Here is a 14154-nt window from a genome sequence, read left to right on the forward strand (position 1 = left end):
TCGGCTGCGCAGCAGTCGTAAAACCATTGTTCTCGGTTTACCTGATACAGCTCGGTTGCAGGTTTTGGGGCTGCTTCGCAACCCAATGGGGGCAAGCCCCCTCGCCACAGGGGGTGGTGCGTTAAACCCCGGCCCGAGCCTTCATCTGCAACGACTCATGATGATCCAGCACCCGCTCCACCAACAACTGCACGCCATCGGCCAAACGGCTGAGCGCCAAGGCTACAGAGCGGCGTGAGCCTTCCACATCGTCCGCGAGGTCAGCAGCAATGGCGCTGATAGACAGCAGGTCTTCGGATGCGTTGGCCAGAAGGGCTTCGGTGTCGATGTCGGGGGAGACGCTGAAGAGCCGGGACTTACGGCGTTTGGCCGGTATGTCGTGGGGTGACGGGAAGTAATGGGAGAAGGCGCGGTCGGCGGCTTCCTTGAGTTTCTCGGCTTCGAGGGAGGCTTGGGAATCGACGCCGGTTTCCGGGGGATTGGGAGTAGCTTTGAACATAGTGAATCACCGTATAGGGTTGGAGCTGGCCCATTCGGTTTCCAAGACGAAGGGGTGACAGCTGTACGCAGGCTGGAAACCCGGGGTACGGCAACCCGGTCGACCCGAAGGTCTCCCGCGCACAGCCGCCATAACGGAGTGCACACTTTGAAAGGTGCGCAAGCATACGTTATGAAGGGCGCTTTGGCGCCAGTAACTCATCGGGGTTTCCAGTCCCGGTCGCTGAATTGGCAGCGACACACAAACGATAAAGATCAGCTCAAAAGCGCACCAGTCAGTGGCTTCCGGCATTGCTGTAGGCAGCGACGCACGACTGTGTAGCCTCACACCGTTCCTGCTGACATACCTTTAAACACAAAACCCCAAGTGGTCGGACCTTTCTGTGGCGAGGGAGCTTGCTCCCGCTGGGTTGCGAAGCAGCCCCAATACCTGCAATCGAGGTGTATCAGGTACACCGAGAACAATGGTTTTACGACTGCTTCGCAGCCGAACGGGGGCAAGCCCCCTCGCCACAAAGGTTTCTGCATTAGGTTGAAGATTCCCAAAAAGGGACCTATCGTTCCTTTTTTGGGACTTATCGGTCGTTGCCGTGAAAAACCTGTCATTGAGCGAAGCCTTGTTCACCACCACCCAGCAAAAAGTGCTCGGCCTGCTGTTTGGTAAACCCGACCGAAGTTTTTACGCCAACGAGATCGCCCGCTGGGCTCAAGTGGGTAAAGGCAGCCTCATGCGCGAGCTGGATCGGTTGCAGCGGGCAGGCGTGCTGACCATGACCCGTCAGGGCAACCAGACCCACTATCAAGCCAATCCCGACTGCCCGATCTATGCCGAACTGCTGGGCATTGCCCGCAAAACCTTTGGTATTACCGAGCCTCTGAGTCAGGCGCTTCAACCCTTTGCCGAACAGATCACCTGGGCATTTGTGTACGGCTCTATCGCCAAGGATCAGGCAAACGCATCCAGTGACATTGATCTCATGCTGATCGGCGAGGGCCTGCACTACAGTGAAGTGATGGAGCGGCTTATACCAATGGAGGAGCAGTTGGGCCGCGTCCTCAACCCGACGCTCTACACCCCCGACGACTGGGCCGCAAAACTGGCGGCTGAAAATAGTTTTGTCGTGCGGGTAGCGCAGCAGGACAAGATCAATCTGATGGGGGGAAACCCTTTGGAGTCCAAGGATGGGCAGCAACGAGAACCTGGAAAACCTGTTACGTAGTAGTGGACTGAAAGCTGAGCCGCCGGATCGCAAGGAATGCGAAGGGCTGATGCGTTCGGCTGTGGATCGATTGAAGGACGCCCAAACGTCTTCACTTTCCTTCGCGAGTCGTTTCGACCTGGCATACAACGCTGCCCATGCCCATGCCCATGCCCATGCCCTTGCACTGACGGCTCTTCGTTTGTGCGGCTACCGTTCAGACAAACGCTATCTGGTGTTTCAGTGCCTGGTTCATACCGCTGATATTGGCAAAGTACAGGTTCGCTATTCGCCCTGTGTCATGAGCGACGAAACCTGGCGGAGTACGAAGGCTATATGGATGAAGATCCGGCGCTGTTGGCGCAGTTGTTGGAAAGTGCTGAACAGCTTCTGATTCGAGTGCAGGAACAGATGGCGTCCTTCAGTTCATCGCGGACCCGATCGTTCCCACGCGCAGCAAAGGAATGCCTCAAGGGACGCTCCGCGTTCCAGCTCTCGAATGGGACGCGGAGCGTCCCGGGCTGCATTCCTTTGCTGCGCGTGGGAACGATCGGGGCGGTGTTCGATCATTACGGTCAGCGTAATGATCCGTCTCTCTGCTTGATTGATGCCCCCCACCCAACACTCCTAAGGTGACTCCCACGACAGCGAACCCGTGGAGTGGTCATGACAACAACAATATCCCCCGACTCGCGATGGACGCGGCGACGCAGCGAAAAGCAGCGGCGTCTCGAATTGGTGAAGGGGCTTGCCGATGGTGTGGTGTTGCCCACCGACAAGATCGTGGCGGCGCTGGAGGCGTTGATCTTGCCCGGCGACCGTGTGGTGCTGGAGGGCAATAACCAGAAGCAGGCGGATTTCCTTTCCCGCTCCCTGGCCAAGGCCGATCCGGGCAAGCTGCATGACTTGCACATGATCATGCCCAGTGTCGGGCGTTCCGAGCACCTGGACCTGTTCGAGCGCGGCATTGCGCGCAAGCTCGATTTCTCGTTCGCTGGCACCCAAAGCCTGCGCATCAGCCAGTTGCTTGAAGACGGTTTGCTGGAAATCGGCGCAATCCACACCTACATCGAGCTCTATGCGCGGCTGGTGGTCGACCTGATTCCCAACGTCGTGCTCTCGGCCGGTTTCATGGCCGACCGCGCCGGTAACATCTACACCGGCCCGAGCACCGAAGACACGCCCGCGTTGATCGAACCGGCGGCCTTCAGCGACGGCATCGTCATCGTCCAGGTCAACCAATTGGTGGACGATGTCAGCGACTTGCCTCGCGTGGATATCCCCGCGTCCTGGGTCGATTTCGTGGTGGTGGCGGACAAGCCGTTCTACATCGAGCCGCTGTTCACCCGCGACCCACGGCACATCAAGCCTGTGCATGTGTTGATGGCGATGATGGCGATCCGCGGGATCTACGAAAAACACAACGTTCAGTCGCTCAACCACGGTATCGGCTTCAACACCGCCGCCATCGAACTGATCCTGCCGACCTACGGCGAATCCCTCGGTTTGAAGGGCAAGATCTGCCGCAACTGGACGCTCAACCCGCACCCGACCCTGATCCCGGCCATCGAAAGCGGCTGGGTCGAAAGCGTGCATTGCTTCGGCACTGAACTGGGCATGGAAAACTACATCGCCGCCCGGCCTGACGTGTTCTTCACCGGTCGCGACGGCTCCCTCCGCTCCAACCGGATGTTCAGTCAGCTCGCCGGGCAATACGCGGTGGACCTGTTCATCGGCGCGACCCTGCAAGTCGATGGCGACGGTCATTCCTCCACCGTGACTCGCGGCCGCCTGGCCGGTTTCGGTGGCGCGCCGAACATGGGCCACGACCCGCGTGGTCGCCGTCACGGCACACCCGCCTGGCTCGACATGCGCCACACCGACGTGGCCGAGCCGATGCTCGAACGCGGCAAGAAACTCGTGGTGCAGATGGTCGAGACCTTCCAGGAGGGCGGTAAACCGACCTTCGTCGAAACCCTCGACGCGGTGGAGGTGGCGAAGAAAAGCGGCATGCCGCTGGCGCCGATCATGATCTATGGCGACGACGTCACCCACCTGCTCACCGAAGAAGGCATCGCCTACTTGTACAAGGCCCGTTCCCTCGAAGAGCGCCAGGCGATGATCGCTGCTGTCGCCGGGGTGACCGCCATCGGCTTGCGCCACAACCCCAAAGACACCGCGCGCATGCGCCGCGAAGGCCTGATCGCCTTGCCCGAAGACCTCGGCATCCGCCGCACCGACGCCACTCGCGAGTTGCTCGCAGCGAAAAGCGTGGCCGATCTGGTGGAGTGGTCCGGTGGCCTCTACAACCCGCCCGCCAAGTTCAGGAGCTGGTAATGCACGCATTCAACCTGCAACCGAAAACCCTCACCCTGGCTGAACGGCTGGCGGATCTGGCGGTGGACGCGCTGATCGACGAAGCCGACCTGTCGCCGAAACCGGCGCTGGTGGACCGTCGCGGCAATGGCGCGCACACCGATTTGCACCTCGGGCTGATGCACGCTTCGGCGTTGTCCCTGTGGCCGGCGTTCAAGGCAATGGCGGACGCGGCCATCGAGTTCGGTGAAGTCGGCCTGACCCTGCGTGAAGCTGTCGGGTGCATTGGTCGTGAAGGCGAGCAAGTGATGCTCGCTACCACGGGCGGTGTGAACACCCATCGTGGGGCGATCTGGGCCTTGGGGCTTCTGGTCACGGCCGTCGCGCTGGAGCCTGAGTCCAGTGCCGCAAACTCAATCGCTTTGCGCGCTGCACGCCTGGCCTTGCTCGACGACCGTTACTCGCCACGTCCTTTAAGCCACGGTGCCCAGGTCGCCCAACGCTACGGCGTTCGCGGTGCCCGTGAAGAGGCGCAGCTTGGTTTCCCGGCGGTGCTGCACCGTGGTTTGCCGCAACTAAAACGCAGCCGTGCTGCAGGCCATGGCGAACAGAACGCCCGGCTCGATGCTCTGCTGGCGATCATGACGACACTGGCCGACACCTGCGTCCTTTACCGCGCAGGCGAACAAGGCCTGCACACCATGCAACTCGGCGCTCAAGCCGTGCTCGATGCCGGCGGCAGCGCCAGCCTCGCCGGTCGCCGTCGTTTGCATGAGCTGGACCAACAATTAATCGCATTGAATGCCTCGCCCGGTGGCGCTGCGGACTTGCTCGCAGCCTGCCTGTTCATCGACCGCATTGAGTCGTGCGACGGCATCTTCCAGGGAGCGTTTTGATGGAAACCTTATCCTTTGAATTCCCCGCCGGGCAGCCGCCACGGGGCAGGGCGCTGGTGGGCTGCGTGGGCTCGGGCGATCTGGAAGTGCTGATCGAACCAGGGTTGGCGGGCAAGCTGACGATCCAGGTGCAGACCTCGGTCAATGGCAGTGAACAACGCTGGCAGCATCTGTTCGCACGGATGTTCGATGGCCAGACACCGCCCGCGATGGCGATCGATATCCACGATTTCGGCGCCACCCCCGGCGTAGTGCGCTTGCGTCTGGAACAGGGCTTTGAGGAGATCGGTCATGACTGACAGCGCAGCGCTTCTCAACAAACATAGCTTCGTCGAACTCGGTGCCCGGCAACGGGCAAAAGCGCTGCTCGATGCCGGCACCTTCCGCGAATTGCTCGACCCGTTTCAGCGCGTCATGTCGCCATGGCTGTCGCGCCAGGGCGTGGTGCCGCAAGCCGATGACGGCGTGGTGATCGCCAAGGGCAGCATCGGCGGTTTGCCGGTGGTGATCGCGGCCATCGAAGGCGCGTTTCAGGGCGGCAGCCTGGGTGAAGTCGGCGGGGCGAAGATTGCCGGTGCGCTGGAGCTGGCCGCCGAGGACAACCGCAAAGGCATTGCCACTCGCGCCGTATTACTGCTGGAAACCGGTGGTGTGCGTTTGCAGGAAGCCAATCTCGGGCTGGCGGCGATTGCCGATATTCATGCGGCGATCGTCGATCTGCGTCAGTACCAACCGGTAATCGGCGTGGTCGCCGGCAGCGTCGGCTGTTTTGGCGGGATGTCGATTGCTGCCGGGTTGTGCAGCTATTTACTGGTCACCCAGGAAGCACGCCTTGGCCTCAACGGCCCGCAGGTGATCGAGCAGGAAGCCGGGCTCGAGGAATACGACTCCCGTGATCGCCCGTTTATCTGGAGCCTGACCGGCGGCGAGCAACGGTTCGCCAGCGGCTTGGTGGATCGCTATGTCGAGGACGACGTGGCGCAGATTCAGCAGCAGGTCGGCGAATTGCTCAAGCAAGGTTTGCCGGACCAACAACGTAGCTGTCAGGCCGAATGGTTCCTGCAACGGCTGGCCCGTCTGGACGCCGAACCGCAAATCGAGCCGGCGACGGTTCGCGATCTGTATCAAGGAGAGCGTTCATGAGTTCGTATTCCCTGAGGGGCCTGAACTGGTTCAACGCCTTGAGCGCTGGCGCGAAATCGGTCGAAGGTTTGCCGGCTTCGTTGAACGTCGCCGACGGTGTACTGGGCGATCAGCCCGTGCGGTTTATTGCGGTGGTGGCCGACCCCGACAACCGCTTCGTCCGCGCCCGCAATGGCGAGGTGGGTCTGCTGGAAGGTTGGGGCCTGGCCAAAGCGGTGGATGAGGTGATCGAAGCCGATCGGGATACACCGCACAAACGGGCGTTGATCGCCATCGTCGATGTGCCGAGCCAGGCTTACGGTCGGCGCGAAGAAGCCCTTGGCATTCATCAGGCCTTGGCCGGTGCGGCGGACAGTTATGCCCGCGCCCGACTGGCCGGCCATGCGGTGATCGGTTTGCTGGTGGGCAAGGCGATGTCCGGGGCGTTTCTCGCCCATGGGTATCAGGCCAACCGGTTGATCGCGTTGCGCGATCCGGGTGTGATGGTGCATGCGATGGGCAAAGCGTCGGCGGCGCGGGTGACGTTGCGCAGTGTCGAAGAACTGGAGGCGTTGGCCGCCAGCGTGCCACCGATGGCCTATGACATCGACAGCTATGCCAGCCTGGGCTTGCTCTGGGAAACCTTGTCGGTGGAGCAGATCGAGCAGCCGACGACGGCGGATCTGGCGCGCGTGACGGAGTGCCTGAGCCAGGCGATTGGCGATGTCGCTGCCAACGGTCGCGATCTGAGCCGCCGCCTGGGTGCGAGTAACCGCGCCGCGTCGAGCAAGGTTCGCCAGTTGCTGAGAGCGCAGTGGTGAACACGTTTCTGGCCCACGACCTGCTTTGGGGGATGACCCCGGAGCAGTTGCCGGCGGATGCGCCTGGGTGGGTGGTCGAGTCGATCAGCGCGGGTCAGCCGGTGGTAGTCCGGCGCGCGATCACCGCGCCGGATCAGATCGCGGTCGGGGTGCGTGGGCGCTTGCGCGAGCAGCGTTATGCAACGTCGATGGCGATTGCTGCGATTTCGCATCAGGTACGGCCGGAAGACCTCTGTCATGTCGAGAGCACTCGCAAGCTGCCGACCCTGCGAGCGCTGGCGCAACTGCGTCCGATGCTCGACGCCTGCGGTTGGGTGTGGGGTGTCAGCGGCAGCGCCGGGTTCGAATTGGCCAGCGGTTTTACGGCGCTCCATGAGCGCAGCGACCTCGACTTGATCCTGCGTACACCGCAGCCGTTGAGCCGTACTCAAGCGCGGGCATTGATGATGCTTCTCGGCAGTGCCGAGTGTTTGGTGGACATGCAATTGCAGGCGCCGAATGGCGCTGTCGCCCTGCGCGAATGGGCTAGCCCGTCGCAACGGGTTCTACTCAAGAACGCCCATCAAGCGTGTTTGGTCAACGATCCCTGGAACCCGCAGGAGCAAGCAGCGTGAGCAGCTTGCTGGTGTTCCCCGGCCAGGGCGCGCAGCAGCCGGGCATGCTCCATCGTTGGCCTCGGGAAGCGCTGGTTGAGGCGAGCGAGGTGCTGGGTGAAGACGTCTTGCTGCTTGATTCTGCCGAGGCGTTGCAGTCGACGAGGGCGGTTCAGCTGTGCCTGCTGATTGCCGGCGTCGCCGCTGCACGCCAGTTATCCATGGCGCCGGATTACGTGGCCGGATTGTCCATCGGTGCCTATCCGGCGGCGGTGGTTGCGGGTGCCTTGAGTTTCAGTGATGCGCTGCATCTGGTCAGCCTGCGCGGTGAGCTGATGCAGCAGGCATATCCTCAAGGCTACGGCATGACCGCGATCATCGGTCTGGAATTGGCGACGGTGGAAGGGTTGCTGGCGCAGGTTCACAGCGTCGACACGCCGGTTTATCTGGCCAACATTAACGCCGATAACCAGGTGGTGATTGCTGGCAGTGATTCGGCGATGAAAGCAGTTGCCGACCTGGCGCGCAGCCGTGGCGCCGGTCTGGCCAAGCGTCTGGCGGTCAGCGTGCCGTCCCATTGCCCGCTGCTGGAAACACCGGCGAAAACTCTGGCCGAAGCCTTCGCCAAGGTGCAATTGAAAACGCCGACCCTGGGTTACCTGAGCGGCAGTCGAGCCCGGCCCGTCATCAACACGGATGCCTTGCGCGACGACCTGGCGTTCAACATGTGCCGCGTCGTCGATTGGCGCGGTACGGTGCAAAGCGCTTACGAGCGCGGCGTGCGTTTACAGATCGAACTGCCGCCCGGTGCGGTGTTGACCGGGCTGGCGCGCCGGGTGTTCGAGCAGGGCACCGTGATTGCCTACGACGGTGCACGGCTCGATACCTTGCAGGCGCTGTTGCGTGAGGAGGGAAGCCGCCAACCCTAGATCACCGACTCAGGTTGCGAACTACAAAAACAACAATTCCGACGATGCACTTTGAGGACTACAACAATGATTATTTACGGTGTGGCGCTGTTGGCGATCTGTACGCTGGCAGGGGTGATCATGGGTGACATGCTCGGCGTGTTGCTGGGGGTGAAATCCAACGTCGGCGGGGTCGGGATCGCGATGATCCTGCTGATTTGCGCGCGGTTGTGGATGCAAAAACGCGGCGGCATGACCAAGGATTGCGAGATGGGCGTCGGCTTCTGGGGCGCCATGTACATTCCGGTGGTGGTTGCCATGGCGGCGCAACAGAACGTGGTCACCGCCCTGCACGGCGGCCCGGTGGCGGTGCTGGCGGCGATCGGTTCGGTGGTGCTCTGCGGCTGCACCATTGCGTTGATCAGCCGAACCCACAAAGGCGAACCCTTGCCCGATGAACCGGTGGACATAACACCGGTCGGCACGCCAGTAGGAGGTCGCTGATATGTGGGAACTCATTGAGAAAGGCCTGGTAAATAACAGTCTGGTCACGGCATTCGCGTTTGTTGGCGTAATCATGTGGGTGTCGGTGATTCTGTCCAAGCGCCTGACTTTCGGGCGGATTCATGGCTCGGCGATTGCCATCGTCATCGGCCTGGTGCTGGCCTGGGTTGGCGGCACCATGACCGGCGGGCAAAAAGGCCTGGCGGATCTGTCACTGTTTTCCGGCATCGGCTTGATGGGCGGCGCCATGTTGCGTGACTTCGCCATCGTTGCCACGGCGTTCGAGGTGCAGGCCACCGAAGCGAAAAAGGCCGGGATGATTGGCGTCATCGCGCTGCTGCTGGGCACGATTCTGCCGTTCATTGTCGGGGCGAGCATTGCCTGGGTGTTCGGTTATCGCGATGCGATCAGCATGACCACCATTGGCGCGGGTGCGGTGACGTACATCGTCGGGCCGGTGACGGGTGCTGCGATTGGGGCCTCATCCGATGTGATGGCGCTGTCGATTGCCACCGGGTTGATCAAGGCGATTCTGGTGATGGTCGGCACGCCGGTGGCGGCGCGCTGGATGGGCCTGGATAACCCGCGCTCGGCCATGGTGTTTGGCGGCTTGGCCGGGACGGTGAGTGGAGTGACGGCCGGGTTGGCGGCGACGGATCGGCGGTTGGTGCCATATGGCGCGCTGACGGCGACGTTCCATACCGGGCTTGGATGCTTGCTTGGGCCTTCGTTGCTGTACTTCGTTGTTCGCGGGATTGTTGGTTAACGGATGACTGCTTCTTGTGGCGAGGGAGCTTGCTCCCGCTGGGCTGCGCAGTAGCCCCAACTTCTACCACCGAGGTGTATCAGGTAAATCCGGTGGCCTGATTTTGCGGGCGCTCAGCACTCGAGCGGGAGCAAGCGCCCTCGCCACAAGGTCTCAAGCCTGGCGATTGGCATACATCCGGCATTCCGCCAACAGCGCCAGCAGATTCGGGTCACGTTCCTTGGCCTTGAGAAATACCACGCCAATGTGCTGCTGCAACCGGTACTTTTCCTGCAATGGAATCAGCTTCACCCGGTTCTCATACACCGCCGCAATCCGCCCCGGCAGCAACGCATAACCCACCCCCGAGCTGACCATGCTCAGCAGGGTGAAGATGTCGTTGACCTGCATCGCCACCTTCGGCTCGAACCCCGCCTGCTTGAACACTCGAATGCCGTCCTGGTGCGTGGCGAAGCCTTGGGTCAAGGTGATGAACGTTTCGTCGCGCACCTCGGCCAGGTCGACTTCGGTCCGCTGGGCAAAGGGCGAATCAGCCGGGGTGGCGAGGAAGATGTCATCGGAAAACAGCGGGATCTGCTCGCAGTCCGGGTCGTTGACGCTGTCGTCCAGAGACACCAGGATCGCGTCGACTTCCATGTTCTTGAGCTTGTACAGCAGGTCGATGTTCGAGCCCAGGATCAGGTCGATATTGAGTTCGCTGCGGCGGATTTTCAGGCCCATGATCAGCTGCGGCACAGTCTTCACCGTCAGCGAATACAGCGAGCCGAGCTTGAAGCGTTCGGCGGAGAACCCGGCGGCTTCGCGGGTCAGGCGCACGGTTTCGAGCACGTCCTGAATCAGCTTCTGCGCCCGCTCTTCCAGCACATAAGCACTTTCCAACGGGGTCAGGTTGCGCCCTTCGTGCTTGAATAGCGGGCAACGCAGGGCGCTTTCCAGGGAGTGGATGGCGCGGTGCACGCTGACGTTGCTGGTCTGCAACTCGACGGCGGCGCGGGCCAGGTTGCCGGTGCGCATGAAGGCCAGGAACACTTCGAGTTTTTTCAGGGTCAACTCTTCATCGATCAACATGGGCCAGACTCTTATTCGAATGTCTCGATTGTGCCCAATTGGCTAACGTTTGGCTCGATGGCTTTCGTAGGGGGGCATTGTGTTCTGAAACATTGCGCTTTTAACCTTGAGGCCTGAGCCTTGCGCGCGGCGGTAATGAACGTAGAGGTGAGCAACACATGTATCACGGGGAAAGATTGAACGCCTGGACGCATTTGGTTGGGGCGGTGGCGGCATTGGTCGGGGGCGTGTGGCTGCTGGTGATCGCCAGTATGGATGGCAGTCCGTGGAAGATCGTCAGTGTGGCGATTTACGCGTTTACCTTGCTGGTGCTCTACAGCGCCTCGACCGTGTACCACAGCGTGCGTGGGCGCAAGAAAGCGATCATGCAGAAGGTCGATCATTTTTCGATCTACTTGCTGATTGCCGGCAGTTACACGCCGTTCTGCCTGGTGACCCTGCGCGGGCCATGGGGCTGGACGTTGTTCGGGATTGTCTGGGGGCTGGCGCTGATCGGTATCCTGCAAGAGATCAAACCGCGCTCGGAAGCACGGATTCTGTCGGTCGTGATTTACGCGGTGATGGGCTGGATCGTGCTGGTGGCGGTCAAGCCGTTACTGGCGGCACTGGGCCCTGTCGGCTTTACCTTGCTGGCGTCGGGCGGGGTGTTGTACACCGTGGGGATTATCTTTTTTGCCCTCGACCATCGTCTGCGCCACGCCCATGGGATCTGGCATCTGTTCGTGATAGCCGGGAGTTTGCTGCACTTTGTGGCGATTTGGTTCTACGTCTTGTGACCGCTTTTGTGGCGAGGGGGCTTGCCCCCGTTGGGCTGCGAAGCGGCCCCAGTCTTGCAACGAGTCTTCTCAGATACAACGCATAAACCGGATTTACGACTGCTTCGCAGCCGAACGGGGCGGTGCGGCGTTCCGACAAGCCCCCTCGCCACAAGGCCCTAGAAGTCACCCCAGAGTTGTTGGGCCACCGCCAATGCCACCACCGGCGCGGTTTCGGTGCGCAGCACGCGCGGGCCGAGGCGGGCGGCGTGGAAACCGCCAGCCTTGGCCTGTTCGACTTCGACGTCCGACAAGCCGCCCTCCGGACCGATCAGGAACGCCAGGCTTGCAGGTTTGGCGTGGCTCACCAGCGGCTCGGCCACCGGATGCAGCACCAGTTTCAATTCGGCCGCGGTCTGCTTCAACCAGTCAGCCAACAGCAATGGCGGATGAATCACCGGCACCCGTGAGCGCCCACACTGCTCGCAGGCGCTGATCGCCACCTGACGCCAGTGCATCAGGCGTTTGTCGGCGCGTTCGTCCTTGAGGCGGACCTCGCAGCGGTCGGTGAAAATCGGGGTGATTTCGGTGACGCCCAGTTCGGTGGCTTTTTGAATCGCCCAGTCCATCCGCTCGCCACGGGACAAACCCTGGCCGAGATGGACCGCCAGCGACGACTCGACCTGACCGGTAAAGCTTTCATCGATTTGCACCACCACGCGCTTCTTGCCGACTTCCACCAGCGTGCCGCGAAACTCGTGGCCCGAGCCGTCGAACAATTGCACCGCATCACCCTCGGCCATGCGCAGCACACGGCTGATGTAATGCGCCTGGGCTTCGGGCAACTCGTGTTCGCCGGTGCTCAAAGGGGCGTCGATAAAGAAGCGGGACAGTCTCATCTTGGGTCTCTACTGAATCAGAAATTTGGATCGAGTCGCTTTTGTGGCGAGGGGGCTTGCCCCCATTGGGCCGCGAAGCGACCCCAAAACCTGCAACTGCGCTATTCCAGTGAAAACGTATCAACCGGATTTACGACTGCTTCGCAGCCGAACGGGGGCAAGCCCCCTCGCCACAGTTAAGCTCTTTCACACAGGGATCTGGGCAAGGCTTCAACCCGGATCGCGATAGCCCGGATGAAAGTCCTTCGGTACCGCCACGCTGACACTGTCACGGGTGGCGATGTCGATGCCTTCGCTGGCCACTTCGGCCAGAAAATCGATCTGCTCCGGGGTAATCACGTAAGGCGGCAGGAAATACACCACGCTGCCCAACGGCCTCAGTAAAGCACCTCGTTGCAGTGCATGCTGGAACACGGTCAAACCGCGACGTTCCTGCCACGGGTAAGCGGTCTTGCTGGCCTTGTCCTTGACCATCTCGATCGCCAGCACCATGCCGGTCTGGCGCACTTCAGAGACGTTCGGGTGATCGGCCAGGTGCGCGGTGGAGGAGGCCATGCGCTGGGCCAGGGCCTTGTTGTTCTCGATGACGTTGTCTTCTTCGAAGATATCCAGCGTCGCCAATGCCGCCGCGCAGGCCAGTGGATTGCCGGTATAGCTGTGGGAATGCAGGAAGGCGCGCAGGGTCGGGTAGTCGTCGTAGAACGCGCTGTAGACCTCATCGGTGGTCAGGCAGGCCGCCAACGGCAGGTAACCGCCAGTCAGGGCCTTGGACAGGCAGAGGAAGTCCGGGCGGATACCGGCCTGTTCGCAGGCGAACATTGTGCCGGTACGACCGAAGCCGACGGCGATTTCATCGTGGATCAGGTGCACGCCATAACGATCACAGGCGTCGCGCAGCAGCTTGAGGTACACCGGGTGATACATGCGCATGCCGCCGGCGCCCTGAATCAGCGGCTCCAGAATCACGGCGGCCACGGTATCGTGGTTGTCGGCCAGGGTCTGCTCCATGGCGGCGAACATGTTGCGCGAGTGTTCTTCCCAGCTCATGCCCTCGGGGCGCAGGTAGCAATCGGGGCTCGGCACCTTGATGGTGTCCATCAGCAGGGCTTTGTAGGTTTCGGTAAACAGCGGCACGTCGCCCACTGCCATCGCCGCCATGGTCTCGCCGTGGTAGCCGTTGGTGAGGGTGACGAAGCGTTTCTTGTTCGGCTGGCCGCGGTTGAGCCAGTAGTGGAAGCTCATTTTCAGCGCGACTTCGATGCACGATGAACCGTTATCGGCGTAGAAACACCGGGTCAGGCCTTCGGGCGTCATCTTCACCAGACGCTCGGACAGCTCGATCACCGGCTGATGGCTGAAACCGGCGAGGATCACGTGTTCCAGCTGATCGACCTGATCCTTGATGCGCTGGTTGATCCGCGGGTTGGCGTGGCCGAACACATTGACCCACCAGGAGCTGACGGCGTCGAGGTAGCGTTTGCCTTCGAAGTCTTCCAGCCACACGCCTTCACCGCGCTTGATCGGGATCAGCGGCAGCTGTTCGTGGTCTTTCATCTGGGTGCAGGGATGCCATAACACGGCGAGATCGCGTTCCATCCACTGTTTATTCAGGCCCATTTTCTGTCTCCTCGAGGCTACCCGTGACGTAGGCGGGTAAACAATCGCGCAAGCCTATGCAATGCGCGTCACGGGGACAACCCATTGTGTCGATTGAGCTACTTTGTATAGGACGATAGACGTCGCTGGCGGCGTTTTGATGGCTGACGTATTCTTCGCGGCTCTTTGAGTCGTCTGACTCGTAAAACCGCT

Annotated in this window: 15 protein-coding genes and 1 pseudogene; 12 read left to right on the plus strand and 4 right to left on the minus strand. The window is 61.3% G+C overall.

The window, feature by feature from the left end; all coding sequences use genetic code 11:
• Nucleotides 1-121: 121 nt before the first annotated feature.
• Complete coding sequence (locus tag AC1DQM_RS11230; protein WP_477746177.1) at nucleotides 122-499, minus strand: DUF6124 family protein; 378 nt, start codon at nucleotides 497-499, stop codon at nucleotides 122-124.
• 589 nt (nucleotides 500-1088) lie between these two features.
• Here AC1DQM_RS11230 and AC1DQM_RS11235 point away from each other — a divergent pair.
• From AC1DQM_RS11235 to madM, 11 genes and pseudogenes are all read left to right on the plus strand, one after another.
• A complete protein-coding gene (locus tag AC1DQM_RS11235) occupies nucleotides 1089-1718 on the plus strand; it encodes a nucleotidyltransferase domain-containing protein (RefSeq protein ID WP_477746178.1) in 630 nt (209 codons plus the stop codon).
• Nucleotides 1681-2111: pseudogene (locus tag AC1DQM_RS11240) on the plus strand (hypothetical protein); the annotation flags it as partial. The gene AC1DQM_RS11235 and the pseudogene AC1DQM_RS11240, both read left to right, overlap by 38 nt.
• 252 nt (nucleotides 2112-2363) lie before the next feature.
• Complete coding sequence (gene mdcA, locus AC1DQM_RS11245) at nucleotides 2364-4034, plus strand: malonate decarboxylase subunit alpha (RefSeq protein ID WP_019580630.1); 1671 nt, start codon at nucleotides 2364-2366, stop codon at nucleotides 4032-4034.
• A complete protein-coding gene (locus AC1DQM_RS11250) occupies nucleotides 4034-4909 on the plus strand; it encodes a triphosphoribosyl-dephospho-CoA synthase (protein WP_477746179.1) in 876 nt (291 codons plus the stop codon). The genes mdcA and AC1DQM_RS11250 overlap by 1 nt, the downstream gene beginning before the upstream one ends.
• Nucleotides 4909-5208 carry a malonate decarboxylase subunit delta gene (locus AC1DQM_RS11255; protein WP_007941972.1) on the plus strand — a complete coding sequence of 100 codons (300 nt, stop codon included), beginning with the start codon at nucleotides 4909-4911 and terminating at the stop codon, nucleotides 5206-5208. The genes AC1DQM_RS11250 and AC1DQM_RS11255 overlap by 1 nt, the downstream gene beginning before the upstream one ends.
• On the plus strand, nucleotides 5201-6052 hold the full coding sequence (locus AC1DQM_RS11260; protein WP_477746180.1) for a biotin-independent malonate decarboxylase subunit beta: 852 nt from the start codon (nucleotides 5201-5203) through the stop codon (nucleotides 6050-6052). Before AC1DQM_RS11255 ends, AC1DQM_RS11260 begins: the two co-directional genes overlap by 8 nt.
• Nucleotides 6049-6852 carry a biotin-independent malonate decarboxylase subunit gamma gene (mdcE, locus tag AC1DQM_RS11265; protein ID WP_477746181.1) on the plus strand — a complete coding sequence of 268 codons (804 nt, stop codon included), beginning with the start codon at nucleotides 6049-6051 and terminating at the stop codon, nucleotides 6850-6852. The genes AC1DQM_RS11260 and mdcE overlap by 4 nt, the downstream gene beginning before the upstream one ends.
• Entirely contained in the window at nucleotides 6846-7466 is a 621-nt protein-coding gene (locus AC1DQM_RS11270; RefSeq protein ID WP_477746182.1) for a malonate decarboxylase holo-ACP synthase, read from the plus strand. Before mdcE ends, AC1DQM_RS11270 begins: the two co-directional genes overlap by 7 nt.
• Nucleotides 7463-8374 (plus strand): malonate decarboxylase subunit epsilon, encoded by a 912-nt coding sequence (mdcH, locus tag AC1DQM_RS11275; RefSeq protein WP_477746183.1) that lies wholly within the window; start codon nucleotides 7463-7465, stop codon nucleotides 8372-8374. The genes AC1DQM_RS11270 and mdcH overlap by 4 nt, the downstream gene beginning before the upstream one ends.
• Nucleotides 8375-8440: 66 nt before the next feature.
• Nucleotides 8441-8857: a malonate transporter subunit MadL gene (gene madL / locus AC1DQM_RS11280; protein ID WP_018928727.1), complete on the plus strand. Its 417-nt coding sequence runs from the start codon at nucleotides 8441-8443 to the stop codon at nucleotides 8855-8857.
• 1 nt (nucleotide 8858) lies between these two features.
• Nucleotides 8859-9623, plus strand: coding sequence for a malonate transporter subunit MadM (gene madM / locus AC1DQM_RS11285; protein WP_018928728.1), 765 nt, complete (start codon nucleotides 8859-8861; stop codon nucleotides 9621-9623).
• 153 nt (nucleotides 9624-9776) lie between these two features.
• Here madM and AC1DQM_RS11290 read toward each other — a convergent pair whose 3' ends face one another.
• Complete coding sequence (locus tag AC1DQM_RS11290; RefSeq protein WP_477746184.1) at nucleotides 9777-10691, minus strand: LysR family transcriptional regulator; 915 nt, start codon at nucleotides 10689-10691, stop codon at nucleotides 9777-9779.
• A gap of 158 nt (nucleotides 10692-10849) precedes the next feature.
• On the opposite strand from AC1DQM_RS11290, the gene trhA reads away from it, so the two are divergent.
• Nucleotides 10850-11467 carry a PAQR family membrane homeostasis protein TrhA gene (gene trhA / locus AC1DQM_RS11295; RefSeq protein WP_018928730.1) on the plus strand — a complete coding sequence of 206 codons (618 nt, stop codon included), beginning with the start codon at nucleotides 10850-10852 and terminating at the stop codon, nucleotides 11465-11467.
• A 158-nt stretch (nucleotides 11468-11625) separates the two neighbouring features.
• On the opposite strand, the gene AC1DQM_RS11300 is transcribed toward trhA, so the two are convergent.
• A complete protein-coding gene (locus AC1DQM_RS11300; protein WP_018928731.1) occupies nucleotides 11626-12345 on the minus strand; it encodes a 16S rRNA (uracil(1498)-N(3))-methyltransferase in 720 nt (239 codons plus the stop codon).
• Between the two features lie 210 nt (nucleotides 12346-12555).
• Nucleotides 12556-13962 (minus strand): adenosylmethionine--8-amino-7-oxononanoate transaminase, encoded by a 1407-nt coding sequence (locus AC1DQM_RS11305; RefSeq protein WP_018928732.1) that lies wholly within the window; start codon nucleotides 13960-13962, stop codon nucleotides 12556-12558.
• Between the last annotated feature and the right edge of the window lie 192 nt (nucleotides 13963-14154).

This window comes from Pseudomonas sp. 01L34, assembly GCF_056400265.1.

Coding starts and splice junctions, on each gene's coding strand:
- mdcA (WP_019580630.1), top strand. CDS start 2,364: ATGACAACAACAATATCCCCCGACTCGCGATGGACGCGGCGACGCAGC.
- madM (WP_018928728.1), top strand. CDS start 8,859: ATGTGGGAACTCATTGAGAAAGGCCTGGTAAATAACAGTCTGGTCACG.
- AC1DQM_RS11290 (WP_477746184.1), bottom strand. CDS start 10,691: ATGTTGATCGATGAAGAGTTGACCCTGAAAAAACTCGAAGTGTTCCTG.
- trhA (WP_018928730.1), top strand. CDS start 10,850: ATGTATCACGGGGAAAGATTGAACGCCTGGACGCATTTGGTTGGGGCG.
- AC1DQM_RS11305 (WP_018928732.1), bottom strand. CDS start 13,962: ATGGGCCTGAATAAACAGTGGATGGAACGCGATCTCGCCGTGTTATGG.
- AC1DQM_RS11300 (WP_018928731.1), bottom strand. CDS start 12,345: ATGAGACTGTCCCGCTTCTTTATCGACGCCCCTTTGAGCACCGGCGAA.
- AC1DQM_RS11230 (WP_477746177.1), bottom strand. CDS start 499: ATGTTCAAAGCTACTCCCAATCCCCCGGAAACCGGCGTCGATTCCCAA.
- madL (WP_018928727.1), top strand. CDS start 8,441: ATGATTATTTACGGTGTGGCGCTGTTGGCGATCTGTACGCTGGCAGGG.
- mdcE (WP_477746181.1), top strand. CDS start 6,049: ATGAGTTCGTATTCCCTGAGGGGCCTGAACTGGTTCAACGCCTTGAGC.
- AC1DQM_RS11250 (WP_477746179.1), top strand. CDS start 4,034: ATGCACGCATTCAACCTGCAACCGAAAACCCTCACCCTGGCTGAACGG.
- AC1DQM_RS11255 (WP_007941972.1), top strand. CDS start 4,909: ATGGAAACCTTATCCTTTGAATTCCCCGCCGGGCAGCCGCCACGGGGC.
- AC1DQM_RS11260 (WP_477746180.1), top strand. CDS start 5,201: ATGACTGACAGCGCAGCGCTTCTCAACAAACATAGCTTCGTCGAACTC.